General features: G+C 42.0%; 28 protein-coding genes. 8 read left to right on the forward strand and 20 right to left on the reverse strand.

Annotated elements, in window-relative coordinates; translation table 11 throughout:
- Positions 1-247: 247 nt before the first annotated feature.
- The 5 genes from AYJ08_RS10760 to AYJ08_RS10775 all read right to left on the reverse strand — a co-directional run bounded on the left by AYJ08_RS10760 (position 248) and on the right by AYJ08_RS10775 (position 4,547).
- A complete protein-coding gene (locus AYJ08_RS10760; RefSeq protein WP_082890924.1) occupies positions 248-1,315 on the reverse strand; it encodes an HD-GYP domain-containing protein in 1,068 nt (355 codons plus the stop codon).
- 165 nt (positions 1,316-1,480) lie between these two features.
- Complete coding sequence (locus AYJ08_RS22965; protein WP_081873153.1) at positions 1,481-1,654, reverse strand: FeoB-associated Cys-rich membrane protein; 174 nt, start codon at positions 1,652-1,654, stop codon at positions 1,481-1,483.
- 43 nt (positions 1,655-1,697) lie between these two features.
- Positions 1,698-3,716, reverse strand: coding sequence for a ferrous iron transport protein B (gene feoB, locus AYJ08_RS10765; RefSeq protein WP_064017717.1), 2,019 nt, complete (start codon positions 3,714-3,716; stop codon positions 1,698-1,700).
- The gene (locus tag AYJ08_RS10770; protein ID WP_064017718.1) at positions 3,713-3,940 is read right to left on the reverse strand and encodes a FeoA family protein; all 228 of its coding nucleotides are present in this window, start codon (positions 3,938-3,940) and stop codon (positions 3,713-3,715) included. The genes feoB and AYJ08_RS10770 overlap by 4 nt, the downstream gene beginning before the upstream one ends.
- Before the next feature lie 277 nt (positions 3,941-4,217).
- Positions 4,218-4,547: a MazG nucleotide pyrophosphohydrolase domain-containing protein gene (locus AYJ08_RS10775; RefSeq protein WP_064017719.1), complete on the reverse strand. Its 330-nt coding sequence runs from the start codon at positions 4,545-4,547 to the stop codon at positions 4,218-4,220.
- A gap of 116 nt (positions 4,548-4,663) precedes the next feature.
- Here AYJ08_RS10775 and AYJ08_RS10780 point away from each other — a divergent pair, with 116 nt between their 5' ends.
- A complete protein-coding gene (locus AYJ08_RS10780; protein ID WP_064017720.1) occupies positions 4,664-5,227 on the forward strand; it encodes an LOG family protein in 564 nt (187 codons plus the stop codon).
- Positions 5,228-5,328: 101 nt separating this feature from the next.
- On the opposite strand, the gene AYJ08_RS10785 is transcribed toward AYJ08_RS10780, so the two are convergent.
- The 8 genes from AYJ08_RS10785 to AYJ08_RS24905 form a co-directional block, all read right to left on the reverse strand.
- Positions 5,329-5,736 (reverse strand): FixH family protein, encoded by a 408-nt coding sequence (locus tag AYJ08_RS10785; RefSeq protein WP_231929083.1) that lies wholly within the window; start codon positions 5,734-5,736, stop codon positions 5,329-5,331.
- Between the two features lie 32 nt (positions 5,737-5,768).
- A complete protein-coding gene (locus tag AYJ08_RS10790; RefSeq protein WP_197490626.1) occupies positions 5,769-6,581 on the reverse strand; it encodes an ABC transporter ATP-binding protein in 813 nt (270 codons plus the stop codon).
- Complete coding sequence (locus AYJ08_RS10795) at positions 6,574-7,392, reverse strand: ABC transporter permease (protein WP_064017721.1); 819 nt, start codon at positions 7,390-7,392, stop codon at positions 6,574-6,576. Before AYJ08_RS10795 ends, AYJ08_RS10790 begins: the two co-directional genes overlap by 8 nt.
- A 55-nt stretch (positions 7,393-7,447) precedes the next feature.
- Entirely contained in the window at positions 7,448-8,191 is a 744-nt protein-coding gene (locus tag AYJ08_RS10800; RefSeq protein ID WP_064017722.1) for a nitrous oxide reductase accessory protein NosL, read from the reverse strand.
- Entirely contained in the window at positions 8,188-9,561 is a 1,374-nt protein-coding gene (locus tag AYJ08_RS10805) for a right-handed parallel beta-helix repeat-containing protein (protein ID WP_064017723.1), read from the reverse strand. The genes AYJ08_RS10800 and AYJ08_RS10805 overlap by 4 nt, the downstream gene beginning before the upstream one ends.
- Positions 9,562-9,794: 233 nt before the next feature.
- Complete coding sequence (gene pdxK, locus AYJ08_RS10810) at positions 9,795-10,604, reverse strand: pyridoxine/pyridoxal/pyridoxamine kinase (RefSeq protein WP_064017724.1); 810 nt, start codon at positions 10,602-10,604, stop codon at positions 9,795-9,797.
- A 319-nt stretch (positions 10,605-10,923) separates the two neighbouring features.
- Positions 10,924-12,123: an acetate kinase gene (locus tag AYJ08_RS10815; RefSeq protein WP_064017725.1), complete on the reverse strand. Its 1,200-nt coding sequence runs from the start codon at positions 12,121-12,123 to the stop codon at positions 10,924-10,926.
- A gap of 273 nt (positions 12,124-12,396) precedes the next feature.
- Positions 12,397-12,651: a GNAT family N-acetyltransferase gene (locus AYJ08_RS24905; RefSeq protein ID WP_064017726.1), complete on the reverse strand. Its 255-nt coding sequence runs from the start codon at positions 12,649-12,651 to the stop codon at positions 12,397-12,399.
- 245 nt (positions 12,652-12,896) lie between these two features.
- On the opposite strand from AYJ08_RS24905, the gene AYJ08_RS10825 reads away from it, so the two are divergent.
- The 3 genes from AYJ08_RS10825 to tatC all read left to right on the forward strand — a co-directional run bounded on the left by AYJ08_RS10825 (position 12,897) and on the right by tatC (position 15,613).
- Positions 12,897-14,540 carry a PhoX family protein gene (locus tag AYJ08_RS10825; protein ID WP_064017727.1) on the forward strand — a complete coding sequence of 548 codons (1,644 nt, stop codon included), beginning with the start codon at positions 12,897-12,899 and terminating at the stop codon, positions 14,538-14,540.
- Positions 14,541-14,605: 65 nt separating this feature from the next.
- Positions 14,606-14,839, forward strand: a complete 234-nt coding sequence (gene tatA, locus AYJ08_RS10830) for a twin-arginine translocase TatA/TatE family subunit (protein ID WP_064017728.1) — start codon at positions 14,606-14,608, stop codon at positions 14,837-14,839.
- A gap of 39 nt (positions 14,840-14,878) precedes the next feature.
- On the forward strand, positions 14,879-15,613 hold the full coding sequence (tatC, locus tag AYJ08_RS10835; RefSeq protein ID WP_082890926.1) for a twin-arginine translocase subunit TatC: 735 nt from the start codon (positions 14,879-14,881) through the stop codon (positions 15,611-15,613).
- 77 nt (positions 15,614-15,690) lie between these two features.
- Here tatC and queF read toward each other — a convergent pair whose 3' ends face one another.
- The 5 genes from queF to cysC form a co-directional block, all read right to left on the reverse strand.
- Entirely contained in the window at positions 15,691-16,197 is a 507-nt protein-coding gene (queF, locus tag AYJ08_RS10840; protein ID WP_064017729.1) for a preQ(1) synthase, read from the reverse strand.
- 61 nt (positions 16,198-16,258) lie between these two features.
- On the reverse strand, positions 16,259-17,002 hold the full coding sequence (queE, locus tag AYJ08_RS10845) for a 7-carboxy-7-deazaguanine synthase QueE (RefSeq protein ID WP_064017730.1): 744 nt from the start codon (positions 17,000-17,002) through the stop codon (positions 16,259-16,261).
- Complete coding sequence (gene queD / locus AYJ08_RS10850) at positions 16,995-17,483, reverse strand: 6-carboxytetrahydropterin synthase QueD (RefSeq protein ID WP_064017731.1); 489 nt, start codon at positions 17,481-17,483, stop codon at positions 16,995-16,997. The genes queE and queD overlap by 8 nt, the downstream gene beginning before the upstream one ends.
- The gene (queC, locus tag AYJ08_RS10855; protein ID WP_003335536.1) at positions 17,467-18,135 is read right to left on the reverse strand and encodes a 7-cyano-7-deazaguanine synthase QueC; all 669 of its coding nucleotides are present in this window, start codon (positions 18,133-18,135) and stop codon (positions 17,467-17,469) included. Before queC ends, queD begins: the two co-directional genes overlap by 17 nt.
- 518 nt (positions 18,136-18,653) lie before the next feature.
- Positions 18,654-19,268, reverse strand: a complete 615-nt coding sequence (cysC, locus tag AYJ08_RS10860) for an adenylyl-sulfate kinase (protein ID WP_064017732.1) — start codon at positions 19,266-19,268, stop codon at positions 18,654-18,656.
- 208 nt (positions 19,269-19,476) lie between these two features.
- Between cysC and AYJ08_RS10865 the strand changes: the two genes are divergently transcribed.
- A complete protein-coding gene (locus AYJ08_RS10865; protein WP_064017733.1) occupies positions 19,477-20,313 on the forward strand; it encodes a DUF4915 domain-containing protein in 837 nt (278 codons plus the stop codon).
- Positions 20,314-20,372: 59 nt separating this feature from the next.
- Here the strand turns inward: AYJ08_RS10865 and AYJ08_RS10870 are convergent, their stop codons facing one another.
- Positions 20,373-21,203, reverse strand: coding sequence for an aldo/keto reductase (locus AYJ08_RS10870; RefSeq protein WP_064017734.1), 831 nt, complete (start codon positions 21,201-21,203; stop codon positions 20,373-20,375).
- Between the two features lie 359 nt (positions 21,204-21,562).
- On the opposite strand from AYJ08_RS10870, the gene AYJ08_RS10875 reads away from it, so the two are divergent.
- Positions 21,563-22,030, forward strand: a complete 468-nt coding sequence (locus AYJ08_RS10875) for an RNA polymerase sigma factor (RefSeq protein ID WP_231929084.1) — start codon at positions 21,563-21,565, stop codon at positions 22,028-22,030.
- A complete protein-coding gene (locus tag AYJ08_RS10880) occupies positions 21,972-23,663 on the forward strand; it encodes a DUF4179 domain-containing protein (RefSeq protein ID WP_064017735.1) in 1,692 nt (563 codons plus the stop codon). The genes AYJ08_RS10875 and AYJ08_RS10880 overlap by 59 nt, the downstream gene beginning before the upstream one ends.
- A gap of 69 nt (positions 23,664-23,732) precedes the next feature.
- On the opposite strand, the gene AYJ08_RS10885 is transcribed toward AYJ08_RS10880, so the two are convergent.
- Complete coding sequence (locus tag AYJ08_RS10885) at positions 23,733-24,923, reverse strand: ornithine--oxo-acid transaminase (RefSeq protein ID WP_064017736.1); 1,191 nt, start codon at positions 24,921-24,923, stop codon at positions 23,733-23,735.
- Positions 24,924-25,151: 228 nt separating this feature from the next.
- Between AYJ08_RS10885 and AYJ08_RS10890 the strand changes: the two genes are divergently transcribed.
- Entirely contained in the window at positions 25,152-26,702 is a 1,551-nt protein-coding gene (locus AYJ08_RS10890) for a sigma-54 interaction domain-containing protein (protein ID WP_064017737.1), read from the forward strand.
- The last annotated feature ends 93 nt before the right edge of the window (positions 26,703-26,795 follow it).

Below are 26,795 nucleotides of genomic sequence, written 5' to 3' on the forward strand. Positions count from 1 at the left end.
TATATGAAAGCAATCGTCATATTGCTATTATTTTGGGCTAGCGTATTGAGAAGGGTCTACGCGGCACGACAAGCTTTCTCGATTCGTCTGCACGCTGGATATCACACTTATTGCGCTCTTTTTATTGTAAATAATGCTGGATGAATGCTGGATCAGCCACTGTTACCTCCAGCAAAAAACCCGACTCCTGAAAAAGCAGACGGGTCTTCGTTCGGTTTAGGATTTTTCGATGATGGAAGATTCCCACTTACAAAATCATTTTTTGTAAATGTAGATCTCGCTTGTTTCTCAAATCGAAATATTCTGTTCCTTTTCGCACTAGTGGTCGCATGGGCTCGTCTGCATTTATGAGGACAATTTCTACCTCGTCACCATTACTAAGCAGGGCACGACTTCCGATATACATCGAGATGATCGACTGCATAAAGGTAGAGACAATTTGGGGATTTAATTTTCCTGTGCATGCATCGTTCCATAGTAATTGGGTTGCTTCAAACGGTGATGTACGTTCTTTATAAATTCGATCAGAGCAAATTGCGTCAAACATATCAGCAATGGCTACGATCTGACAGGATAAGGGGATTTCATCGCCTATACGTTGCTCAGGATATCCACTGCCATCCATTCTTTCATGGTGCAACAGAGCAATTTGAGCAAAAACTTCAGGAAATTCCCCGGATTTCTGGAACAAATCATGCCCGTACACCGTGTGAAGCTTCATGATTTCAAATTCGTCCTCCGTCAGCCGATCTGGCTTCATTACGATTTCTGAAGGAACCAGCATTTTACCAATATCATGTAATAAACCAGCAACCCCCATCATCTCTACTTCATCTTGGGGCATGCCGACCAGATTAGCAATGATAGCCGATAAAATGCCAACATTAATAGAATGTCGATACGTGTAATTTTCTGACCCTTCTAGTAGATACAATGAGCGAAACAAATCCCTTTGGCTTATCACTTGATCACGTAATGTTTCATATAGTTGTTCAAATTCATGGATGGGCGGCATGTACTGGTGTGTAACAGAGGTATATAAGCTCTTTAAGGTTTGCGTGGCATTCATATAGGTTTCAACCAAGTGCTTATTAGCCGAAATCTGCTGAAATTGCTTACGTAGGTAACGATCATCCTCTTGATTATGAGGGATCTCTTTTACGTTAACCGCCTGAAAGCCATTTCCTTTTAATTTAGCGATTTCTTTGGAGGTTAATACGGTGCCTTTTGATAAAAGAAGCACACCATATGCGTTATAGATATCCTCCGCCAGCACTCTTCCCTCTAAACTAAGATCCATATGTACTTGAACCAACGCCCTTTCCCCCCCTTTTTTGTATCCTCTTTACAAATATCGGCAAAATATAGTAACTAGTGAAATATTTTTCTGAGAAGTAGAATAATAAAAACAACAAAAAGCTGGGCTCCTTTTCATGAGCTTCCAGCTTTTTTCTATCAAATCATCAAATTTTTTATGAGCTTATCTTGGAATATGCTTCTGTTGGGTTGAATCAGGCACACAGCACGCTGATGAGCATTTTTTCTCCTGGCTGCATCCAGCACATTTCCCCTTTTTACTCTTCTGAACATATCGCCACAAGGTCCACGCTGCATAACCAAAAATGAACGTTCCAATAACAATATTGAGTATCATGTTAAGCATCACTGTCCATCCCTTCTGTGGCTTCTTTCATTATCTAAAATCCTAGCAATGTCCCTACCTGATAGACAATGAACGATACTACATAGGCAATACCAAGTCCATAAAGCACAGAGAACCATGTCCATCTAGTAGAACCTGTTTCCTTTTTAATTACAGCTACTGTTGCCAAGCATGGAACATACAAGAGAACAAAGACCATAAAGCTATAAGCGCTTAAAGAGGAGTAATGTGTCTGAATGACAGCCTGTAGTGTATGATCATCTGGTGCTGCATAAATAATATTCATCGTAGACACTACTACTTCTTTTGCTAAGAAGCCTGTAATAAGGGCAGCCCCCGCTTGCCACGTTCCAAAGCCAAGCGGTATCAGCAGCGGCGCCAATCCCCCGCCAATCATCGCAAGGAAGCTATCGTTAAGCTCTACATCAAGCCCTGCTGGACCAGCATAGCTCAAGAACCAAATGGCAATCGAACCTCCAAAAATGAAGGTTCCCGCTTTTCGAATGAATCCCTTTCCTTTTTCCCACGTGCTACGAAATAAGGTACGTCCTTGTGGTATCCGATAAGGAGGCAGCTCAATAATAAACATAGAGCCTTCCTGCTTTAATACAGTAGAAGAAAATAATTTTGCTAATAAGAGCGATAAAACAATACCTAATACATAGATAGACAAGACAATAATGGCTTGATTAGCTGCAAAGAACGTTCCTACAAATAAGCTATAGATCGGCAAGCGAGCCGAACACGACATAAGAGGTGTTAACAAAATGGTTAAAAGTCGTTCCTTGGGCTGTTCAATTGAACGTGCCGCCATGACTCCCGGTACATTACAGCCAAAACCGATGATCATGGGAATAAAAGCTTTTCCGTTTAACCCAATCATCTCCATAATTTTATCCATGACCATGGCAACCCGTGCCATATAGCCAGAGTCTTCGATAAGTGAGATAAGGAAAAATAATACAAAAATCTGCGGAATAAAAACAAGCACGCCTCCGACTCCGGCAACAACACCATCTAGTAGAGCCGCTTGCAAGAATTCAGAAACTCCGACTCCCTCCAAGGTAGCTCGCATCCAATCCGTAAATGGCCCACCCAGGAAATCATCGAAGGCATCAGATATCGGCGCCCCAATCCATTCAAATGTTAATTTAAAGGTGAGATACATAAACAATAAAAAGATAGGCAAGCCTAAAAATTTATGTGTTAAAAAGGAGTCAATGCGATCCGTCCAGGTTTTCTCAACCTGTCTAACCTGCTCCCTGCAACTAGAGATCATGTCATGAATAAGGGTACTGCGCACTTTGCGTATATATTGCTGGAGTGTACAATTTTGGAAACTCTCCATTTTTTTGATGTTCGCTTCTGCTTGCTTGTAGATCTCTTCTAATCGGGCTCTTGATACATATTTCTCCAACAAGTCATACACTAATTGGTTGCCTTCTAAAAATTGCAGAGCTAACCAACGCTTCGGAGGTAGCTGTTCCAAGTTTGCCGGCAATAATTCCACAAGCGTAGTGATTGTTTCCTCAAGTACTTCTCCATAATTTACATGGAACGGACGATTTGGCTTTTGTACTACTTGACTAAAGCTATCAGCTAGCTGCTGGCATCCAGCCCCTGTACGGGCAACAATCGGCAAAACAGAGCATTGGAGCTTCTCAGCTAGCTTTGTCTCATCAATGGCAAAGCCTCTAGCTTTTGCAACATCTGTCATATTTAGTCCAATTACCATTGGCGCTCCGTATTCCAATAGCTGTACGGTTAAATACAGATTCCGTTCTAATTGCGAGGCATCTACAATATTTAACAGCACGTCCGGATGGTGATCTACTAAATATTGAGTGGCCACACCCTCGTCCTTGGACAGAGGATTCAATGAATAGATTCCTGGTAAATCAATCAGCCGACCTTGTTTGTTACGGAGCAAGCCTATCTTTTTCTCAACAGTTACACCGGGCCAGTTTCCTACGTATTCATATGAGCCGGTCAGGATGTTGAATAATGTGGTCTTCCCCGTATTTGGGTTACCTGCAAGAGCAATCGTAATCATTCACACACGACCTTTATCTGTTTGGCTTCATTTCGTCTAATCCCGATAATTTGACCTCCTGCTTCCAATGTATATGGACCGCCAAATGGCAGTATTTTTTTTATGCGGACAACTGTTCCTTCCATAATGTCCAAATCGACTAAGCGCCGCCTCACTAGAGTGCTCACTTGAGTAATATCTACGATTCTGGCGGAAATCCCCGCTTTGACATCTGCTAGCACCATTACCTATCACCTCGTCCTTAAAGCTGTGTTCCTATAGAGCTGTATTTCAATCCGAAACGATAATCATTATCAATCTAGTTGTATTATAGTAGACATCTATTAGATTTAATGTGAAATAAATCACTACATGCAGCAGATTTTACTTTCTTAACAACAGAGGTATCTTTTTAGATAAAAGATAAAAGGTAGGATAAGATAGCATGAGGGCGGATTAAAAAAATAGGCTTAACCAGCTCATAGGAGCTAGCAAGCCTCAAATATGTAGAGGAAAATAAGCTTAGGATTTCTCATGCTGTGCATAACGTTTTTGCAATTTCTCACGATGAGATTGAAAAATCTCTTCAAGGGCAATATCATACTTGTTCGCAATGACGACGAGGTTCCCAAGCACATCCCCGAGTTCTTCTGTTAATTCTTGTTTTTTTTCTATCATGGTTCCTATCTTTTCATCCGGCCGATCTCTACCAATTTCCAGAGCTCTGATCGCCCTTGCTACCTCGCCCATTTCTTCTGCAAGAAAACCGATGCGAATAAAAATATCTAACTCCGACCATCCTCTTTGTTCATAATAATCCTTGACCCATTTTTGAAATTCTACGATGTTCAATCTAGCAGCAGCCTCCTTACTCAAACTATTGCTTACGTTTATCTAAAAATTCTATATAATGTTACATGACAATACAACCCTATACAATTGGTACGAACTGAATGGAGGTACTTGCATTGAAACGTCTAGCTGTTTTCTGTGGTTCAAGTAATGGAGCATCATCGGCTTATCGGGAAGGGGCTGTCCAATTAGGTAAAGAATTGGCTAAACGAGGCATTACATTGGTTTACGGTGGGGCAAGCGTTGGAATTATGGGCACAGTCGCTGACACAGTGTTAGAGGAGGGCGGCGAGGTAATCGGCGTCATGCCCCAGTTGCTCATAGATCGGGAAATCTCTCATCAGCATGTAACAAAGCTTTTCATTGTGGATTCCATGCATGAGAGAAAAGCTAAAATGGCAGAACTAGCAGATGGATTTATTGCGTTACCTGGGGGTCCTGGGACGTTAGAGGAATTTTTCGAGATATTTACTTGGGCCCAAATTGGAATCCATCAAAAGCCTCTGGGTCTTCTCAATATTAATCACTACTATGATCCGCTACTCGCTCTATTTGACCACATGGTAACAGAGCAGTTCTTACAGGCAAAATATCGCTCCATGAGCATCGTGGATTCAGATGCGAAGGCTTTACTGGATCAGTTTGAAACGTATCAGGCCCCAACTGTTAAAACATATTAGTTGTAATCCTGTAATCTTTCAGCATTAAAAAAGGGAGGGCTACCATCGCCTTCCCTTCTCCCTTTATCTCTATTCTTGATTTCCTTCCAACACTGTCAGTCTTATTCCACTGTAATTTTCTTCATGACTGTTTCGTGCAGTTGGGGTGTATAAACATGGACAGTAACATCGTACGTGCCAGGTTTAGAGAACTTTTGCTTGGCCGCATATACCGCCTTCTCTCCCTGCTTAGCTTTCACTAGCTCACGTGTACGTTGCCCCTCCAATTTTAATTCAATATCGACATACACCTCATCATAATTCTCCAGCCCGCCCAATTTGGCAGTTAAAATCGTTTGCTCTCCTACCTTAGGAGGTGCTGGTTCACTGCTAAATTCTGCTGTTATCTCTGGCTTAGGCCCTCTTGGTTGACACCCAACTAGCGCTAATACGCATAGGATGAGAATGAAGAGGGAAAGCAGGCTTCCTTTCCTGTTTTGGGGATTTCCCATCACTTTCAATCCTTTCATCCCTTCAGTACTCCTTCGCTGGCAAAGTGTGACTAGCTTAGCTTTATCTCCTGCCCCGCACGTTGTCCAAATGGAAAGATTTCTGCGAACGCTCCTTGTAAACCGAGAGTTCCGTATTTTTGTTGAAAGTGCTCTACACTTCCTTGCTGTATAATGCGTCCTTTTTGTAAAAAGATAGCTCGATCACACGCCAGTTCCGCAATATTAAGCTGATGCGTAGAAAAAATAACACTACTTCCTTCCCGCTTAATTTGTTGAACTAACTGGACAAACTCTTCCATCCAGTAAGGATCAAGTCCGTTGGTAGGCTCGTCTAGGACCACCAAGGCTGGCTTTGCCAATATAGCCTGTGCAAATAACAAGCGCTGCTGCATTCCTTTTGAGAACGTGCTGACACGTTTGTCTTGTACATCCGTAAGGCCGACTAATTCGAGCACTTCTTCGGTTCTTGTCACCTTAATTTTACGTAAGGAAGCATAAAATTGTAAAGTCTCCCGAGCTGTCAGTCCATTACCGAAGTTGAACTGATCGGGCATATAGCCGATCTGGTTAGAATACTCAGTACGATTTTCCTTCCAGCTCATGCCATTTACAGTAATGTTACCTTCAGACGGCTGTGTAATGCCTACGATCATACGTAAAATAGTACTCTTCCCTGCTCCATTACCGCCACATAATGCCACGATCTCACCAGCATCCATCGAAAGCTCAAATGGTTCAACTAATGTTTGCTGTTTGATCCGTTTACTCACACCCTTCATAAGCAAACGTTCCTTTTTCGATGCACTAGATTTTACATCATGCGTATCTAGCACTTTATTTACTGCTTCAGATCTGCTACCCACGGTATCGCCTTCTTTCCCAGGCCAAGATAGAGCCAGCCATCATCAATACCACCCAAAGCAAGCAAAAAACAGCGAACAAAGTCGTACCCATACTGGTCTTTAACCAGTCTACCCATTGGTAGTACTCTGGACCAAAAATAGAGCCGCCCCCCATTTTCATGACCATAAAAATACGAACTAATTCGGCTGGATTCAATATGGTTAAAATTTGCACCGCAGGCTTAATTGCTTGATAAGGCAACCAGCCCAGAACGGAGATCAATAGGGTAGGCCAAGCTAAAATAAACAAGAACCAAATGCTAACACCAACCGTTAAAGCCTGCCAACGATTCTGACAGAAGGTTCCGATCCATACGGCAATCCCTAAAAACAGCAAGATTAATAAGATAGAAAAAAGGAAGAAAAACAGTAACAGCGAAAGCGTAAAGCCTTTGCCAAACAAAGCTCCTACCAATCCAGATAGGCCATATCCAAAACTGATAATCGCAATTAAAACAGCAGCTAGCCCCAGATATTTCCCACCAAGAAACGCGGATGTAGAGAGCGGATACGTAGAAAGTAACTGCCAGCTTCCTTCCTCCTTTTCCGAAGTAATAGAAAAGGAACCAAGCAACAACGTCATCAGTGGTAATAAATATAAGATTAAATTAAGCATAGCTCCTGTCGTATGGGTATACCCCTCCATGTAGGCTTGGGCTTGAATCAACAACAAAGCTAGGCTAAATAGCGAGAAGAGGGCTAAGAATGAATAGGCCCACGGATTGCGAAATCCAATCTGTATTTCCCGCTTGGCGATATGGATAGCTTGCATATCAACACTTCCTCTATCTGTAGTCCCTCGGGCAAGTGTGCTTTAACAAAACGTCCTAGTGCCCAGCTCCACTAGCCGGTGTTTCAGCGGATGGAGCAGAACCATTGTGTTCGCCTGCGCTTTTACCTGCATCGTGCTGTTGTGTTGAATGCCCCTCAGCTTTACCTGCATCATGCTGTTGTGTTGAATGCCCCTCAGCTTTACCTGCATCATGCTGTTGTGTTGAATGATCGCCTGCTTTGCTTGCATCATGCTGCTGTGAATGTTCGCCAGCCTTGTCTCCCTCTTTATGCTCCATATCACCATGATGCTTCCTATCACCGTGATGCTCCATTTGATCCATATTCATTTCCCAATTATGGCTGTTAAGCTGCTCCGCTGTCAGGATTTTGCCTTTACCTTGTTCTTTTACGAACGCTTCCGCAGATTGCTTATCTTTAAAAGAGTACACTCCGTAAGCCATTGGTGTTTTAAATTCTTTATCGTAAGCAAAAGTAGCATCGTTTAGATTCATCCACTCTTTCGTGTGGTAATCACGCACGAATTTCACGTCAATTTTTTCAGTTCCATTCTTTTTAATCCAAGCAAACAGATCGCCGATATCATCAAATTTAAGCGCTTTTCCATCTTTTAAAATGATTTCAGTTGCATTATGATCATCAGCGATTTGCATGTTGCAGATATCGCATTTATCAACGCTTTCATTAATCGCCACCGGCTGTGCTGACTGTCCTCCACAGCCTGTCATTAAAGCTGAAACCAATGCAATGCTTGCCCAAATCATATGTGTTTTTTTCATTTTGTACGAACCCCCATTAAATAGATAAAATAAATGCTTCCGAAAAACATAATCGCACTAATCACAAGGATCATCGGCGAATGAGTTGCAGGTGCTTGGTTTTGTTGCTCGATTGGCGCCATCAAAGGCTGTGGATCATGCAGAAATGCGCCAGAATGATCATCAAACATGCTCTCTAAAAATAATAGTCCCGGTGATTGAAAGAAAATCTGGAATGCCTCTACCTGATCTGTTAAAGCAAAGAAAAATGGATTAATACGGTAGGACAAATCGCTCTTACCATCCCCTTGCAAATCTACGCTTTGAGCACTGTCCCAATAATTCATCTGCAAAAGGTTATCTGTACTGCCTTGAGCCTCTGCCTGAGTTACGTTTCCAATAAAATGATTGCCTGTAAATAAATTGTCTTTCGATTCTTTCAATTGCAAACCGATGTAATTTTGCAATATTTGATTATAGGAAATTTCATTCTTTTCTGCCGCTTCTACATAAAGCCCCACGCGGTTTCCTTCCACGTAATTACGTTCCACTCTTGCCTTTTGCACATCAAACAGCAGGATGCCTTGGGAGTTAACGCTCTCATTTTGCTTGGTGAATCGGTTATCTGTAACGATTGCATTGTCCGAGCCCATGACCATACCGCCAGTTACATTCCGATCGCCCTGATTGTGTCTTAAGGTAACATCATTACTAAACATGAGATGATAGCCATAACGGGAATCGTAAACCATGTTTTTCTCCACACGGTTGTTGTGACTGGTCTCTACATAGATACCGTCAAACATATTTTCAACCAAATTCCCGATAATGGTATTGTTGTTGGCCTCTTTCAAGTCAATTCCATTTCCCTTTTTTCCTGGACTACGTGTTTCATTTAAACCAGTAGGAATAGCTTTTCCTGCCAACAATCCTTTGATTTTGTTGCCAATGATCTGGTTATGCTCACCGTTGCGTAGCTGAAGACCTGTTCCCTTTGTTTCAATCGTGAGCTCTTTTACTACATTTCGGCTGCCTTCCACTACTAACGTAGCAGTCTCTGCACCTTGACGTTCATCTAATAAAGTAAGACCACGAAGACTTGCTTGGTTACTTTTCAAAGTGACTACAGGAGCATCCCCTTGGCTACGTACAGTTACGGTACCCTCTGCCTCTACATGAATCGGCTTAGTGATCAGGATAGGACCACTGTATTCTCCTGCTGGCACTTTGAGTATCGTATCCGTCTTAGCCTGATCAATCAGTTGTTGTAACTCATTTTTCATCTCCTCGGCTTGCGCCGGTCGTATGATGAAACCACTAGCTACCAAACAGGCCAGCATCAGAACCAAGCAAATATAACTACCTATCCTGAAAGCTGTATGTCGCCGCATAAGTCCCCTCCTTTTTGGGGTATGGTAAGCGCAGTCATCCAATCACGCCATTATTATGATAAATATGTCGCTATAACACAGCATGACTCGAAAGGGCTAGTGGGGTATATCAAATGTGCTTCCTTTTGCAAAGATTTAATAAATTGGACAATATTTACTGAAAAGTAAGGAAACTCGCAAAAAAATAAGCCTGTCTCATTCCTTCAGACAGAGCTTATTTTATCAGAATTGATTTATTTACCTTCTACAGCACGGTAAGCAGAATGGCATGTTGGTCCTACATGTTGGTTTAACGGGAATGCTTGGCGAATCGCTTCTGTAATGAAAGCCTTCGCTGTTTTAACAGCATCCTTCACTTCCGCTCCTTTTGCCAATTCAGCAGTAATTGCAGCAGAATATGTGCAGCCTGCCCCATGAGTAAATGTGGTATCGAATTTTTCTGTTTCTAAGATTTCGAATGACTCCCCGTCAAACAAAAGATCTACCGCTTGGCTATCCTCAAGACGACCGCCGCCTTTGATCAAGACATATTTGGCTCCCATCTCATGGATTTTCTTCGCCGCCGCTTTCATATCTTCAACCGTATTAATCTTTAAACCACTAAGAAATGCAGCTTCGGGCAAGTTAGGTGTTACAACCATTGCTCTTGGGATTAACTCTTCTCGCATCGCTTTAATAGCTTGCTCATTTAAGAGAACAGTGTCTTCCCCTTTGCAAATCATTACCGGGTCAACAACAACCTTCGTTACATTATATTCAGCAATTTTGCGGGCAGCCAGCTCAATTACTTCTTTTGTTGCCAGCATCCCTGTCTTCAGGGCATCTACTCCCACATAATGCATAGTTGTTTCCAATTGTGCCTCAATCGCTTCAAGAGGTTGCGGATAAACGAGATGGGCCCAGTTTTCATCCATAGCTACTAATGCTGTAATAGAAGTCATTCCATAAACATTGCGTTCCTGAAATGTTTTTAAGTCTGCCTGAATTCCTGCTCCACCGCTTGAATCTGAACCCGCGATAGTCAGAGCTTTATGCATAGTCATGTGCTTAAAATCCCCCTTGTACTATTCCTGCTTTATACCTGCTAGTATGATTGCTATTCTTCTTATATTGTAAACCTGATGCTCTCAACATAACAGAATAAATTTTAGAGAAGTATACTTTCCGATCATATTGTAAGAAGGTTCCTCTTATGCTTGCCTGTACGATCCAAGCTCCTTATGTTACTTTTACAAATAGAAGCCTATATTCGCTTGTAGGAGATACTTTCAAGCCATGCTTAAAAAGATAATGGAATAATCATATAAAAAAACTCTCCTGCGCCTTCACCAAAGCGCTAGGAGAGTTTTTTCATTTTATATCTTATAGTTTAGCAAATTTCATTGTGTCGCGAGCAATCATTACCTCTTCGTTTGTAGGGATAATGAAAGCTTTAACTGGAGAATGATCGAAAGTAAGATCAGTTTCTTTACCGCGTACGTTATTTTTAGAACGGTCGAAGTATACACCCATCCACTCTAATTTATCCAATACGCGGCCACGGATGATATCACTGTTTTCACCAATACCGGCTGTGAAAATGATTGCATCTACACCGTTCATTTGCATAGCATAAGAACCGATGTAGTTACGGATTTTTTCTACAAAGATTTGTAGAGACAGCTCGGCACGCTCGTCATTGTTCTCTGCTGCAGACTCGATATCGCGAAGATCGCTAGACAATCCAGAAACAGCTAGAAGACCAGACTTTTTATTTAGGACATCTACTAATTGGTCAACAGAAAGTCCTGTTTTTTGTTGTAGATAAGGAAGCAATGCTACGTCGATATCTCCAGAGCGCGTACCCATTGGCAAACCAGCAAGTGGTGTAAAGCCCATGGATGTATCAATGGATTTACCACGGTAGATAGCAGCCAAGGAAGCACCGTTACCCAAATGGCAGCTAATCAAACGTAGTTTTTCTACTGGACGATCCAACAATTCAGCAGCACGCTGCATCACATACTTGTGAGAAGTACCGTGGAAACCGTATTTACGGATACCGTACTTTTCATAGTACTCAGTTGGGATACTGTACAAGTAAGATTTAGCAGGCATAGTTTGGTGGAATGCTGTATCAAAAACTGCAACCGCAGGAACGTTCGGCAGAATCTTTTGGAATGCAGTAATTCCCATGATGTTTGCTGGGTTGTGTAGAGGAGCTAGCTCAGAAAGCTCTTCTAGTTTTTTAATTACTTCATCTGTTACCAATACAGAATCTTTAAAAGTCTCGCCGCCGTGAACTACACGATGACCAATGCCATCCAATTCTGTAATATCTTTAATAGCGCCTTTTTCTGGATCAGTTAACAAAGCAATTAGTTTTTTTACAGCTACTTCATGGTCTTTCAGATCAAGCGTTTCTTTTAGCTTCTCTCCATCGCCTACTTGGAATGAAGACATGGAATCCTCCATGCCAATACGCTCCATTAGACCTTTTGCCAATACACGCTCAGAAGGCATGTCAAACAATTGGTATTTCAAAGAGGAGCTACCACAGTTTACGGATAGTACGATTGCCATATGATCACCTTTATCCTATCTTGTTGTTTGTCTTTCGTTGTCTCTCTCGATTAATGAGAAAATCAGCATAGACCGATTTCATCACAATCTCTAGTAATCTACTTTAGCATGAATCCTCGCATCTGTGAATGTTATCACAAGAAATTCAGACTCTTTCAAAAACTGTTACTTTTAGTATGCCCAAAACGACACAATCTTACTCAGCGCTCGTTCATCATCCTTCTCCGCATACCTCGGCAATGCTTTTCCCTCCTCGAAAGGCATGCCCGCTTTTTACTTTCGTACCAAGGGTTTTAAACCCACAGCGCTCGTATACACGTGCCACCTGTTCTGTGATGGGAAAACAAATAAGCTTTGTATTCCACGTTCTACTAGTTCCTTTCGCATATGAATAATGAGCTGACGAATGACTCCCTCCCCTCTAAATTTGGGTAGAATAGCAACATTTTCCAACATAGCTGTATCTTTTAGAAAAGGAATATTCAAGCTCAGAAATTGAAGGTTAATTTTTTTAAAAGCTTCTATCATAACTCTTTACACTGCCTATACCTTTTTAATAATTCTCGTTATCTAACCGATTTAATCTTTGCTTAAATCCCGTCCATTAATAAGCTCAGCCTTTTCCTCTCTTCCTACCACTATAATTCCTTTTGTAAAAAAACTCATTTCTCTTTCATAGAATCTTCATCCCAGCTTAACCTCATCTCCTGACAAGCTCTTTACAATGAAAAGCGAAAACGAGCTTTTAACAAGGAAAAGGAGCGATTCAACCAATGGAAGTAAACCGTCGTCAGTTTTTAACATTTCTTGGAACCGGCACTGCTGCTCTCGCTTCATTGGCTACGGGAATTCCGGCTCTTGCCAAAGGAGAGTCCATTTCTGGGAAAACAGCAGATCATCTATTTGGCCTCCAATCTCCTCCTAAAGCCTTTCATCCGAAATTCACCCCGATTAAACCAAGTACAAAGGATGACGTCATTCTTCCCCAAGGCTTCTCTTACAATGTCATTGCCCTTTATGGTGATAAAATTAACGCTTCCGGCGATACTTTTGGTTTTAATGCTGATTTCAACTGTTTTTTGCCAATGAACGGAAAATCCGATCATGGTTTACTCTGGACGAATCATGAATATTGCGGCGAGCTAGAATACTATGTAAATGGCTATGATAACCTGAACGCTGATCCCAAAAATAATAAACGTACGCAAGAACAAATCAGTAAATACCTGTACGCATTAGGTGGGTCTGTCATTGAAATTAAAAAGGAGCAAGGTAAGTGGACATTGGTTCCTGACTCCAAATATGGTCGCCGTGTTAGCGGATTAACCAAACACCTCATGACAGGCCCTGCCGCTAGCCTGGCGAAAGAAGTAGTCGGTACATTTGCCAACTGCTCTGGCGGTGTCACCCTGTGGAATTCTATTTTGTCCTGTGAAGAGAATTATCAGGATGTGGTCATTGACTGCAAGCTTGCTGATGAGCGACACTATGGCTGGGTAGTGGAGGTGGACCCATTCGATCCAAGCTCTACTCCTAAAAAGCATACGGCACTTGGACGCTTTTCGCACGAAAATACCGCTATGACACTAGCTCCTGGCGGTCAATTAGTGGTATACATGGGCGATGACGCTACTGATCAGTACGTGTATAAATATGTATCTAAAAATAAGTACGATAAGGCTAAAGGTAAAGCCAACAGCAAGCTGCTAGAGGAAGGCACGCTGTATGTGGCCAATTTCGCAAAGGGGAAATGGATAGCTCTCGATTACCACAAGACAGAAGCCTTGCAAAAAGCTGTGGACAAAGAAAACAAACCGCAATTTACTTCCCAAGCAGATGTGTTGATTAACTGTCGCATCGCTGCAAAAGTAGCCGGTGGGACACCAATGGACCGTCCCGAGGATGTGGAGGTTCATCCGATTGATGGTTCTATCTTTATTTCCCTAACTAACAATAAAAATCATAGTAACTTTTATGGTCATATCATGCGGCTGTTTGAAAAGAATAACGATCACGCTGGCGTAGAGTTTGATTTTGAAATCTTTGCGACAGGTGGTCCGCAAAGCGGCTTTGCGGCTCCAGATAATCTGGCCTTTGATAGTGCAGGCAATCTGTGGGTCGTGACTGACATCTCCTCTGGTTCTATGAATACGGGAATCTACCGTTCCTTTGGAAATAATGGAGTCTATTTTATTCCTACTTCTGGTGAGCATAAAGGCGTAGCTAGTCAGTTTGCTTCAGCCCCAGTTGGTGCGGAGATGACAGGACCTTGGTTTACACCCGATGAAAAAACTTTATTTTTATCCGTTCAGCATCCTGGCGAAAATTTAGAGTCTTACGATAAGCCAACCAGTCACTGGCCTCGCGGAGCATCCTCTCTCGCCTTGCCAGGGGTAATTGCTATTAATGGATTTTAGCCACTACACCTGCCTTTTTGAAGGTAGATAGACACTCTATATTTAAGGAAGGGAGATAAATCCACATGCTATCATCTATTGGGATTCCAGGTCTTATCCTGATTTTAATTATTGCATTGGTTATCTTTGGCCCTAGCAAGCTGCCTGAGATTGGTCGTGCCTTTGGACGTACCCTAAGTGAATTTAAAACAGCAGCCAAGGATTTAACCAAGGACGAGGAACCGGTTCAGTCCTTAGAACCAGCGAAAACGACAGAAGCAACAAAAGCTATGGAGCCAGCTAAAAAAGAGGTTTCCTAATTGGTTTGTTCGAATCTAGTTGAAAGAGGTAGAATTTCATTGGACCCTTCCAACACTCCAAGTCATATCTTCGACCATCTAAGTGATATGCGAAAACGGATTATTATTGTCATTGCCACATTTTTGATCAGCTTTGTTGTCTGTTTTTTGTATGTAGATTTTATTTATCAATTCCTCACGAATCGTTCTGGAGAAAAGCTGACCATCTTAGGCCCTACCGATGTACTAACCATTTATATGAGGCTATCTGCATGGGCCGCAGTCGCGATTACGATTCCGATTGCAGCTTTTCAGATATGGGGCTTTGTTTCTCCAGCTTTAACCACTAGAGAACGTCAGGTAACATTGATGTATATTCCCGCTCTGTTTCTGTTGTTTATCAGCGGGGCAATGTTTGCCTATTTTATTTTGTTCCCGATGGTGTATCAATTCGTGCTAGGATTGTCCAACAATAACTTTCAGCTCTTCATTACGGCTAGCGACTATTTCAGCTTTATGCTCGCTTTTTGCCTACCCTTCTCGGTATTATTCGAGCTTCCACTGGTGGTTTTATTTTTCAGTCATTTGGGCATTGTGAATCCGCATCGGTTAGCAAAATTACGCAAGCCCGCTTATTTTCTACTATCCATCATTTCTATCTCGGTAACTCCACCAGACATCATATCGGACATATTGGTCATTGTACCGCTGATTGGGTTATACGAATTAAGCATTGGAATCTCAAGAATAGTGTATCGTAGAAAGCTAGAGAGAGAGCAGACTACCCTAGGATAGTGAATTGTTAAAAGAGGCGGCCCATCTCCGATCAAAATCGGGATGAAGACCGCCTCTTTTGCTATACAATGTTCATTCTATCGATTATCCACTTTCTCCGGATGCATGTCATGATTCATCATGCGATGCTCCGCCATCTCTTCAAATTTAGTGCCTGGCTTCCCATAATTGCAATATGGATCAATCGAAATACCTCCGCGTGGAGTGAATTTCCCCCATACCTCAATATATTTTGGGTCCATTAGTTTAATTAAATCGTTCATAATAATATTCATGCAATCCTCATGGAAATCACCATGATTGCGGAAACTAAATAGATACAGTTTTAAGGATTTGCTTTCAACCATTTTCTTATCAGGTATATAACTAATATAAATGGTTGCAAAATCTGGCTGACCTGTCATTGGACAGAGGCTGGTAAATTCGGGGCAATTAAATTTTACCCAATAATCGCGATATGGGTGCTTATTATCAAATGCTTCTAAAACATTTGGATTATATTCATAATAATACGCTGTCTGTTGATTGCCAAGCAGCGTTAAATCTTTTAATTGCGGGTTGGTAGATTGATTATTATGGGTCATCTTTATGAAACTCCTTTAGCTCTTTTTCTCACATCTGCAAGGCACATTTCGGCGGACGATCTTACACGCCTCGTTTATTGCCCCACAGCAGGGTGTGTAGCTGGGGCAGAACTTTGGCATTGTTAAACTCTTTGGTCATGGCTACCTTGTCCACTAACCATTCCAATGATTGTAGTAAATGATCACGCAAGCCTTCTCGTTCACCTTCAATATCAGCTAATTCAGGATTCCCTACTTGCAAATAAAACGGCACCTGCGGATAACGCTGATGTAATTCTTTTGCATACTGGAAATCCTCGTCGTTAAATACAACTACCTTCATGCTAACCTGTTGATCAGTTGATTGAAGAGGGTTGTCAGTAAGCTTGGCAACGATTTCATCCAGTCGGTCTATATTTGTCGTCATCCCGGAGCTAGGTGGTTTCGGAGATAAGGTGATATCATCCACTTCAGCTAACCATTCCTGCCATCTGCTCCCCTGGGTTTCCACACCAATGCGAATGTTGTGGGAATGCAGCAACTGGACTAGTTCTCCAAGCGGGGCCAGCAATAGCGGATTGCCCCCTGAGATCGTGACATGCGAGAAGCAGTCTTTGCCAAGCTTCTGTAGCTGATTCCAAATTTCTTCTGCTGTCAGCATGCTGATTTGCTCTTTAGCCGAGCCATCCCATGTAAAGGCAGAATCACACCAACTGCACCGATAATCGCAGCCAGCCGTACGTACAAACATGGTTTTTTGCCCAATAACCATTCCTTCTCCTTGGATTGTCGGGCCAAAAATTTCCAGCACAGGAATGCTACTCATGATACATCCACTCCCGGCGCATTTCGGCGTAGCTAGTTGGTGTCTCGAATAGCCGTACAAATTCCACACGTACACCCTGTTCCTGATAAATAGAGCTATTGGTAAGCGACTCTTCCATTTTTTCGAAAATCCACGCTACCATATTTTCTGCTGTTGTATTCATTGGCGGTAACGTTTCATTTAAATAACGATGATCTAAATAAACCTCGATCTGTTCCTTCCAGATCGTTTTAATGTCTCCGAAGTCTACGGTAATCCCAATTTCATTGGGACAACCACTAATGCCAAACACAACCTTATAGGTGTGTCCATGTAAATTCTTACATTTCCCTTCGTAAGCATGCAGATGATGAGCGGCATCAAAAGTGAATTCTTTACTTACCAGCACTCGCTTTTGATGATAACGCAACTCGTTCTTCTGGATATCCTGTTCATATCGCTGCAAGCGTTCGACAATGCGAAAATCATAGAAGTTTCCCATTGTTCGCACGCTCCTCTTCGTATGCTTCCAGGCCCGCGGCACGCAACTGGCAAGCAGGGCATTCCCCACATCCATCGCCAATCACTCCGTTGTAGCAGGTCAAGGTTTTTTCACGGATATACTCAAACGCACCCAGTTCATCGGATAGCTTCCACGTCTGCGCTTTGTTTAGCCACATAAGCGGTGTATGGATCACAAATGGATAATCCATCGCTAACTGCAAAGTGACATTGAGTGATTTGATAAAGGAATCCCGACAATCTGGATAACCGCTAAAATCGGTTTCGCAAACACCAGTAATGATATGCCGAGCACCAATTTGCTTAGCGTAGACCGCTGCAAACGACAAAAAGAGCAGATTGCGTCCATCCACAAATGTATTGGGGATTTCACCTTCTACCTGTTCAATCGCTACATCATCGCGTGTCAACGCATTAGGAGCCAATTGGTTTAACAGACTCATATCCATAATCGTCTGCCCTACACCTTGTTCCTTGGCAATTCGCTGCGCACATTCAATTTCTTGCTTGTGACGCTGGCCGTAATCAAAAGTGACTACTTCCACCTCACCAAACTGTTTTAATGCCCAAAACAAACACGTTGTGCTATCTTGGCCACCACTAAATACAACCACCGCTTTGTCTTTTTTCATCTCGCTTCATCCCTTTCGTGTTCTTGAAGAATCGTGTCTTCAAGGGTCTACGAAGAAAGAGCGTTCTTGAACTTTCATATGAAACTTGTCCCCAGGTAGTTTTTTATAGAGGGAGTTCGCGAACCTCTCCCATGCACCAAGGCATGGAATTCTTCTGGTTGTCTGGTTGCGGTAAACAGACTTCTCCATTATACGCTGTTTTGATAGAAAGCATAAGGTTGTTTTACAAATTACAAATTTTTACTCAGAAAATCCTGCTAGCTATAAAATACGACCATTTATATACTCTTGACATCCTCACAGGTACAAGCTAAACCCTATCAGTAATAAAAATAAAACAAGGTAGGAACACCATTCCTACCTTGTCTAATCCGAAAGACTTGTTATATTCCATCTATGACCCATACAAGCCTTCTTATTGGTCTCTTTCTCTTGGATTCAGCCAAATCTAGTTTCTTTCACACAATCCTTTATTTCTGTTCACCATGGTTTTGCATATTATTAAGGCCATAAACTGTTTATATTTTCCCTTGTTTATTAACCAATACAAGAATAGCTTCTACAGCTTCTTCAATTGAACAATGGGCGGTTTCTAAAATGAAATCAGGGTTAACCGGCGGCTCATAAGGCGCACTAATTCCTGTAAACTGGCTTATTTCTCCAGTCCTTGCTTTTTTGTACAAGCCCTTCGGATCTCTTTGTTCACAGACCTCTAACGGACACTTCATATAGATTTCATAAAAAACCTGATCAGCAAACAGCATTCGAGCCATTTGCCGGTCTTCTTCATAGGGGGAAATAAACGAAACGATAGTAATAAGCCCCGCATCCACAAACAGCTTGGCTACCTCTGCTACCCTGCGAATATTTTCTTGTCGGTCTTCTTTGCTAAATCCCAAATTTTTATTCAAACCATGCCGGATATTATCGCCATCCAGCACATAGGAGCGAATTTTTTGAGCCAACAGCGCCCGCTCAACAGCAAATGCAATCGTTGACTTCCCTGATCCGGATAATCCAGTTAGCCATAACACACAGCTTTTATGGCCGTTTAGTCCAAAGCGTTCCTGTTGTGTTACTGTTGAGGTTTGCCACACAATCTGTTGCGTATGATCAGTCGGTTGGTTACTCATTTCCTCACTCCCTCCCTCTTTTTTATTACATTATGCACAGTTGCTTGTACGATTGTTAGGCATACTCCGCTCGGTTTGACGGGCTTCTTGCTTCTGTCCCAATAGTGTGTCGGTCGCTTTATATTTGAATATAGTAGTAAGGGAAATGAACAAGATAGCTGGCAGTCCAATACAGGCAAAATTCCGGTTTAGAAAAGGGGGATTTGACATGTTATCTTTATCTGAAGCCCTTTTAATAAGCGCCCCTAACGGTGGTGGTTTGGCTTGTTATGAAAACAGAGTAATGCACGTATTTGATAACTTCTCATCAACGGGACTTGCCATACACAACTCATCTGTCATACGTTCTTTTCACCTTGCTGATTTAGCTTTACTCATGTTCTATCACCCTGATGGTACTCAAAAAAAGTTGATGAATCATGATCTGGCTGATATCCATGACCTGCTGGTACAGGATGATGTGTTATATGCTGTTTCTACTGGCACAAATGAAGTTGTTTCGCTTTGTACAGATACTGGGGAAGTTATGCAACGATGGTCATTTCCTGGTGAAGGAGATTCTTGGCATGTAAATTGTATTGATTTCTGGAATGGCCGCTTGGTGGTAACTGCCTTTTGTGAGGGAGTAAAACACGGAGATTATTATAAAGATCCTCTTTACAATGGCTTTGTCATGGATGTGGAAACTAAGGAAAAGCTCTGGTTGGAACTGACTCATCCCCATACTCCAAAAGCAGAAGGGAATCGTCGTTATGTATGCGATTCAGGGCTACAACGTCTTTTAATACAAGAAGATGATCAGATTCATTCATTAAGTCATCCCGGATATCCACGCGGGCTCTGTTTTACAGATGATTACATTCTGCTGGGGGTCAGTCAGCCACGTAATTTGACCACGGAAAAGAACGCCAGCATTAAGGTAATTGATAAAAAATCTTTAATCCAGGTCGATGAGATCGAGCTGCCATTCACAGAAGTCTATGACATAAAAATTCTTCCTGCCCAGTTCGTTCACAGCTATAGTTTTGATCAACTGACACTGTAAACAAAAAACATTCCACGTTCCTAATTCATGGACACGTGAAATGTTTTTTCTTTTTTTATCTATTCATAATCAAAGTGATCGGGATCGGGGCCGAAACGTTGATCTCGATTCAATCCGTCTAACAGCGCCATGTCTGCATCCGTAAGCTCAAAATCAAATAGACCCGCATTCTCAATAATCCGTTCTTTTTTCACAGATTTAGGTATAACCAGGACATTATGCTGTAAATCCCAGCGTAACACGATTTGAGCAGGAGTTTTCTGATAGCGCTCTGCCATTTCTTGCAGCAGAGGAACCTCCAGATTGCCTCGCATCAGAGGACGCCAAGCCTCTACATAAATTCCGTTCTGCTCGCAGTACTGACGCAATTCCTTCTGTATTAAATATGGATGCATCTCTATCTGGTTCAGCATCGGTTTCACTTCACATACTGACAACAAATCTTCCAAATGATGAATATGAAAATTACTTACACCAATCGAACGGACAAGCCCTTTTTTATAAAGAGTCTCCAACGCTCTCCACGTCTCTTTATATTTACCAGGAACCGGCCAGTGCACCAAATATAAATCAATATAATCCAAGCCTAATTTTTGAAGACTAGCATCAAAGGCTTGTAAGGTTGACTCATAGCCTTGCTCCGTGTTCCACACCTTTGTCGTGACAAAAATCTCGTCACGTGGAATTTTACTATCTCGGATCGCTTTGCCGACTCCTGCTTCATTTTCATAAATTGCCGCTGTATCGATGCTGCGATAGCCAGCCTCCAGCGCCATATGAATGGCTTTCTCCACTTCAGCGCCGTCTTCTGCCTTATAGACTCCAAGCCCTAGCCACGGCTTTACTACTCCGTTTGCCAATGTTGCTCCATCTGTCTTATGTAACGTCATATCTATCCCTCCGCTCACAAAAGTCTCAACGCTATGATAGCATACAACAACCCTTTTAAAAATTTTTTCAAAAAGTGTGAAAGAAAATCCCTCTCCTACGTTATAGCTTATGATTTAAATAAAAACACCCTTAGATATCGTTAGCTAACCCACATCATTGTGAAAGTACAAAAAGGAAAAAAAGCTGCGCAGCTCCCTTTTTGAATAGGAGGACTTACACCAATGCAGGACGACCAAGAGTTGGTTGTTCTTGTGCAACGCGGACATAAAGAAGCCTATACACGCATTGTCGACAAGTATAAAGGTAAAATCTACGCTTACCTATACCGATGATAGGCCAGCAACAAGACGCACAAGACATGGCTCAAGATGTTTTTCTTAAGGCATATTGTCATATTCACCAATATAAACCGAAGCACTCCTTCTCATCCTGGCTGTACCGGATAGCAGCCAATCATTGTATAGATGAGCTCCGTAAACGAAAGAAATCTCCAAGGAAAAATCAAAATGAAACCACCTTGGTCGACAACCAAACACCAGAATACATTCTGTTGGAGAAAGAACGAAATCAAATATTACAATCTCACTTATTAGCACTGGATGAGTCATACCGAACGGTTCTCATGCTTCGTCATCACGAGCATTTCAGCTACAAGGAGATCAGGGATATTCTAGAAATTCCTGTGACCACTGTACAAATGCGCCTACATCGAGCACATAAAAAATTGCGTGAGAGCTTATTAGCCTCTGTTGAAGGAGGTGGATTCTATGACTTGTGTGAAATTGAGACTGTACCAAGCCTACATGAAAGATCTACTCTCTCCTGAAGAGAGCGAACGCTATGAATTGCATGTAGCGACTTGTTCGCAATGTCGGCGCCTTTTAGAGAAAGAAGAAGCAGAAGGGCATCTTGAAAGCCAAGACGTTGATGTTGATGTTGATATTGATGCTGATAACGGACATCCTAACGATCTTGTCACATGGGAGAATTGGGAGGAAGCCCTGATGGATATGGACATTCCACCTCTCTCCGAAACATTTACCCAAGATGTAGAAAGACGAATGGAGCACATTATACCATTGAAACCACCTATTAATTGGAAAAAAAGGAGCTGGAATATCGTGAAAAAAGCTACACTTGCTGTTGCCGGACTTACTTTAGCTGTTTCTTTAGGTACCTTTGTATCCCCTACCTTTGCCGATTATGTGCATAGTTTATTTTCAGATAATAAAAAAGCTGACATAGGACTAAAAAATGCCGCCACACAAGGATACGTACAAAAGCTAACTACAAAAGTGACCCAGCAAGGGATTACAATAGAAGCTAAAGAATTAATGGCAGATACATTACGGGTCGCTGTTCTATTGGACGCTATCGATAAAGAGGGCAAAAAAATACCTGTCGAAGAAATTACAAAAGCTGAAATGGATGCCCAGCTAACAGATGGCCAAGGAAAGCCGTTTAGCAAATCTGGTGGAATTACCGGTCCATTAGGTGACCTTCTCATCGTAAAACATGAGATTGCCAATCTGTTTACGGATAAGAATCCATTGCCAGACGAAATGTTTATGGATATTACTTTCACAAAAATCAAGGACATAAAAGGCGAATGGAAACTACGTATTCCAATTGATATGAAGAAGGCAAAACAGGTGACAAAAACCTTGCTTCCGAATAAACAATATACATCTGCGCAAGGTGTTACCATAGATCTACAAAAGCTAGATATAGCACCGAGTGCAACGCTCCTCACCCTCCGAAAGGAATGGACAGATAAAGAAAAGCAAAACATAAAGAAAATGATTGATCAGATTGGAGTAAATGAAAATTCGAGTGCTAAAGGAAAAGAAGAAGTAGAAGAGAAGCTAGAATTTGCCTCTTTAGAAATGCGTCAGATCGATATCGCTTATGAATTATTAGATGAGAAGGGAAATATCCTAGCAGCACAGGATGACAGTAAAGCTAGTAATAATAAAAACGTGATTCCCAATGGCTTCTCCGGAACAAGCAATCCAGATGGATCATATACAGTCTGGGATACCTTTACCCCACAAAGCCTGGAGCCTACGACCTTTAAACTAAAAGCGATCTATCGAAGTGAACCAGCTAGTTTTCAAACAAAGTTTTCACCAGCAACATTAGCTCAAAAGCCTGTTACTGCTACAGGAAGTGACGGTAGTGTATACACCTTTAAAAAAGTAAAAGTAGATACGGAAAATGAAAGGGTAGATCTTGAAATTGAAAGTGTTTTAGGCAAGAACGTTGTGAATACATCGATGTGGAGAGCAATCGATGAAACCGGTAAATCCTATCGTATCTATCAATCTTCTGATAACACGTTAACTATTCACGAGCTAACTACCATGCCAAAAGAGCTGACTATCAAATATCACTTTGCTAAAAAGGAATATAGAAATGTCGATTGGGAAGTAAATCTCACGGATAAAAAGCAGCAATAGGTTAGAAAAAATAGAAAGAGCCAGACATTCTGGCTCTTTTCCTTATGAGTAACTAGCTCTTCTTTCGCTTTACGCCAATACTTGCTTAATTCGTTCAATCGCCCAATCCAGCTCTTCTTTCGTGATAACCAGCGGCGGTGCAAAACGAATCGTCGTATCATGCGTTTCCTTGCACAGCAAGCCTAATGCTTTTAAGCTTTCACAATACGGACGTGCTGCTGTATCCAGCTCTAATCCGATAAACAACCCTTTACCGCGAATCTCTTTCATATGCGGGTTCTTGATCTCTTTCATTTTTTCCATAAAATAAGCGCCAAGCTCTAGGGAGCGTTCCACTAATCCTTCTTCTTCCAACACTTCCAACGCGGCCACTGCTACTGCACAGCCTAGTGGATTTCCACCAAAGGTAGACCCGTGGGAGCCTGGTTCGAATACGCCTAGTACCTCGCTGTCAGCGGCTACAGCAGAGATTGGGAAAACTCCACCGCCTAACGCTTTACCCATAATGTACATATCTGCTTTTATACCTTCCCAATCTGTGGCAAACATTTTTCCTGTACGTCCAAAGCCAGTTTGGATTTCATCTGCTAGCAGCAAAACATTATGCTCGTCACAGAGACGGCGCGCTTCACGTAAAAAGCCCTCCTCTGGGATAACAATCCCAGCTTCTCCTTGAATCGGCTCTACTAAAAAAGCGGCCGTATTAGGAGTAATCGCTTCTGCTAATGCCTTGCTGTCACCGTACGGAATAACCTTGAATCCAGGGGTGAATGGTCCAAAGCCGCGTTTATATTCATCTGCGGAAGAAAAGGAAGTGATGGTAACTGTTCGTCCATGGAAGTTCCCTTCACACACAATAATTTCCGCTTGATTAGCCGGTACTTTTTTACTATCATACGCCCAACGACGTACTGCTTTAACTGCTGTTTCTACCGCTTCTGCTCCCGAGTTCATTGGTATTACCATATCTTTGCCTGTCAAGGTAGCAACTTTTTCATAAAAATGACCAAGCTGATCGTTGTAAAAGGCTCGCGAGGTTAAGGTTACTCTATCCGCTTGATCCTTCAGCGCTTGAATGATTTTTGGGTGGCGATGTCCTTGATTCAAGGCAGAATACGCACTTAACATATCTAAATAGCGAGTGCCTTCAGGGTCTTCTACCCAGACGCCCTCTGCTTTGGAAATAACAATCGGCAATGGATGATAATTATGTGCTCCGAACCGTTCTGTCTGATCAATAATTTGTTTTGTCGTTGTCATAAATAACCCTCCCTATATCTGTCTGCTTATAGTTTTATGCATTTTCTATGCCAGCAAAAAATTGTAAAAAATTAAGCTTTTATGGCACGAAATGAGCTTACTACGCAAAAAAAGTTTGCACAAACAATAGCAAGAGGCCTTCACTAGCAAAAATATTTTGCACCTCCCTCTATCTATGTTAGAATGACTACACCAAATTGATAAAATGACGAATTGAGGTGAGCTGCTATGTCCACTTCTCGGTTGATGGACGGAACAACCTTTCTTGCAATGGTTGCTCATATTTTGGACGAAATGAATGAAGGTGTGCACGTGATCGACGCGGATGGCACCTCTATTTTATATAATCGTAAAATGGCAGAACTAGAAGGCATGCAAAAAGAGGATGTTCTTGGCAAGAAGCTGCTAGACGTTTTTCAATTTTCCCCTGGTCAGGAAAGCACCTTGCTTCAAGCTCTACATAAGGGAGAGAGCCTGCGCCAGATCAGACAAACCTATTTAAACGGAAAGGGACAAGAGATTACTACCATTAGCAACACTCTCCCCTTGCAGCAACATGGAAAAAATATTGGAGCAGTGGAAATCGCTAATGATGTAACCAAAATGGAGCGGATGATACGTGAAAATTATTTCGTAAAAAAAGAGATGGGTAACACTCGTTATACCTTTGCCAGCATTATTGGAAATAGTCCTGCCATTCGTGAAATGATTGAACATGCAAATCGAGTAGCACGCACCTCCTCCTCTGTTCTGATTGTCGGAGAAACTGGAACTGGCAAAGAGCTGTTTGTGCAAAGCATTCATAATGCAAGCATGCGAGCCAAGTCCCCTTTTATTTCGCAAAATTGTGCAGCTCTTCCTGACAGCTTAATCGAGGGACTATTATTCGGTACAACAAAGGGTGCCTTTACAGGAGCCATAGAAAGACCTGGTTTATTTGAGCAAGCAGAAGGTGGAACCCTGTTTTTAGATGAACTAAATTCGCTTAACCTATCCCTTCAAGCCAAATTGTTGCGCGCCCTGCAGGAGAAAACCATCCGACGCATCGGTGATACCAAGGATCGTACCATTAACGTACGCATTATCGCCGCCATTAATGAGGACCCAATCGAAGCAATCTCAGCAAACAAATTGCGGAAGGATTTATATTATCGTCTAGGTGTGGTCACCCTGCTCATTCCGCCGCTGCGTGAACGTCGGGAGGATATTCCTCCTTTAGTTACTCATTTCATCGAAAAATATAACCGCCTGTTTCAAATGGATGTAGTAGGTATAACCGAAGACGTACAGCGTTTTTTTGGAGATTATGATTGGCCTGGAAATGTTCGTGAGTTAGAACACTTCATTGAAGGTGCGATGAATTTAATGCTAACCGATGAAACCAGCATTGCACTTGACCATCTACCTCTCCACCATATTCGGCGTAAACTACCTGGATCAGCATCATTTCCTTCTTCGCCAGCCTTCGAGGGTCAGGAAAAAAAGGGTATAGATCATAAAGAAGCTCCTTTGTCATCTATTCCGTCTATTAGAGCCTATTCGACAGGAACTGCCAATACTCAACCAATTTTGCACGAATCTTATATTAAAGATACCCTACACCTCTTACAGCAGGATTCTTTATCACTAAAAGAAGTGCTACAATCCTTCGAAGCGATCTATCTTCAAAAAAAATTAGATCAGTTTGCAGGAAATATATCCCATACCGCAGAACATATAGGGATGAGTCGACAAAGTTTGCAATATCGCTTACGCCGTTTACAACAAGAAAATCAATAAGTATCAACATGCAAAAAAAATTGGCAGCAAAGTTTTTCACACAAAAACCGACAATTTTTTTTGCACCCCCTTTTATTTATCTTTATAATTCAG

Source organism: Brevibacillus sp. SKDU10 (assembly GCF_001645205.1).
In the GTDB taxonomy this organism is placed as follows: domain Bacteria; phylum Bacillota; class Bacilli; order Brevibacillales; family Brevibacillaceae; genus Brevibacillus_B; species Brevibacillus_B halotolerans.

What these genes read in the sequence shown, in the direction of transcription:
- AYJ08_RS10880 (WP_064017735.1), top strand. Translation starts at nt 21,972, where the DNA reads ATGACTTGTGTGAAATTGAGACTGTACCAAGCCTACATGAAAGATCTA.
- AYJ08_RS10875 (WP_231929084.1), top strand. Translation starts at nt 21,563, where the DNA reads ATGGCTCAAGATGTTTTTCTTAAGGCATATTGTCATATTCACCAATAT.
- AYJ08_RS10800 (WP_064017722.1), bottom strand. Translation starts at nt 8,191, where the DNA reads ATGAAAAAAACACATATGATTTGGGCAAGCATTGCATTGGTTTCAGCT.
- AYJ08_RS10870 (WP_064017734.1), bottom strand. Translation starts at nt 21,203, where the DNA reads ATGACGTTACATAAGACAGATGGAGCAACATTGGCAAACGGAGTAGTA.
- queF (WP_064017729.1), bottom strand. Translation starts at nt 16,197, where the DNA reads ATGACCCATAATAATCAATCTACCAACCCGCAATTAAAAGATTTAACG.
- queE (WP_064017730.1), bottom strand. Translation starts at nt 17,002, where the DNA reads ATGAGTAGCATTCCTGTGCTGGAAATTTTTGGCCCGACAATCCAAGGA.
- AYJ08_RS24905 (WP_064017726.1), bottom strand. Translation starts at nt 12,651, where the DNA reads ATGATAGAAGCTTTTAAAAAAATTAACCTTCAATTTCTGAGCTTGAAT.
- AYJ08_RS10815 (WP_064017725.1), bottom strand. Translation starts at nt 12,123, where the DNA reads ATGGCAATCGTACTATCCGTAAACTGTGGTAGCTCCTCTTTGAAATAC.
- AYJ08_RS10885 (WP_064017736.1), bottom strand. Translation starts at nt 24,923, where the DNA reads ATGACAACGACAAAACAAATTATTGATCAGACAGAACGGTTCGGAGCA.
- AYJ08_RS10795 (WP_064017721.1), bottom strand. Translation starts at nt 7,392, where the DNA reads ATGCAAGCTATCCATATCGCCAAGCGGGAAATACAGATTGGATTTCGC.
- tatA (WP_064017728.1), top strand. Translation starts at nt 14,606, where the DNA reads ATGCTATCATCTATTGGGATTCCAGGTCTTATCCTGATTTTAATTATT.
- queC (WP_003335536.1), bottom strand. Translation starts at nt 18,135, where the DNA reads ATGAAAAAAGACAAAGCGGTGGTTGTATTTAGTGGTGGCCAAGATAGC.
- pdxK (WP_064017724.1), bottom strand. Translation starts at nt 10,604, where the DNA reads ATGACTATGCATAAAGCTCTGACTATCGCGGGTTCAGATTCAAGCGGT.
- AYJ08_RS10865 (WP_064017733.1), top strand. Translation starts at nt 19,477, where the DNA reads ATGTTATCTTTATCTGAAGCCCTTTTAATAAGCGCCCCTAACGGTGGT.
- cysC (WP_064017732.1), bottom strand. Translation starts at nt 19,268, where the DNA reads ATGAGTAACCAACCGACTGATCATACGCAACAGATTGTGTGGCAAACC.
- AYJ08_RS10805 (WP_064017723.1), bottom strand. Translation starts at nt 9,561, where the DNA reads ATGCGGCGACATACAGCTTTCAGGATAGGTAGTTATATTTGCTTGGTT.
- AYJ08_RS10770 (WP_064017718.1), bottom strand. Translation starts at nt 3,940, where the DNA reads ATGGTGCTAGCAGATGTCAAAGCGGGGATTTCCGCCAGAATCGTAGAT.
- AYJ08_RS10890 (WP_064017737.1), top strand. Translation starts at nt 25,152, where the DNA reads ATGTCCACTTCTCGGTTGATGGACGGAACAACCTTTCTTGCAATGGTT.
- feoB (WP_064017717.1), bottom strand. Translation starts at nt 3,716, where the DNA reads ATGATTACGATTGCTCTTGCAGGTAACCCAAATACGGGGAAGACCACA.
- queD (WP_064017731.1), bottom strand. Translation starts at nt 17,483, where the DNA reads ATGGGAAACTTCTATGATTTTCGCATTGTCGAACGCTTGCAGCGATAT.
- AYJ08_RS22965 (WP_081873153.1), bottom strand. Translation starts at nt 1,654, where the DNA reads ATGATACTCAATATTGTTATTGGAACGTTCATTTTTGGTTATGCAGCG.
- AYJ08_RS10785 (WP_231929083.1), bottom strand. Translation starts at nt 5,736, where the DNA reads ATGAAAGGATTGAAAGTGATGGGAAATCCCCAAAACAGGAAAGGAAGC.
- AYJ08_RS10825 (WP_064017727.1), top strand. Translation starts at nt 12,897, where the DNA reads ATGGAAGTAAACCGTCGTCAGTTTTTAACATTTCTTGGAACCGGCACT.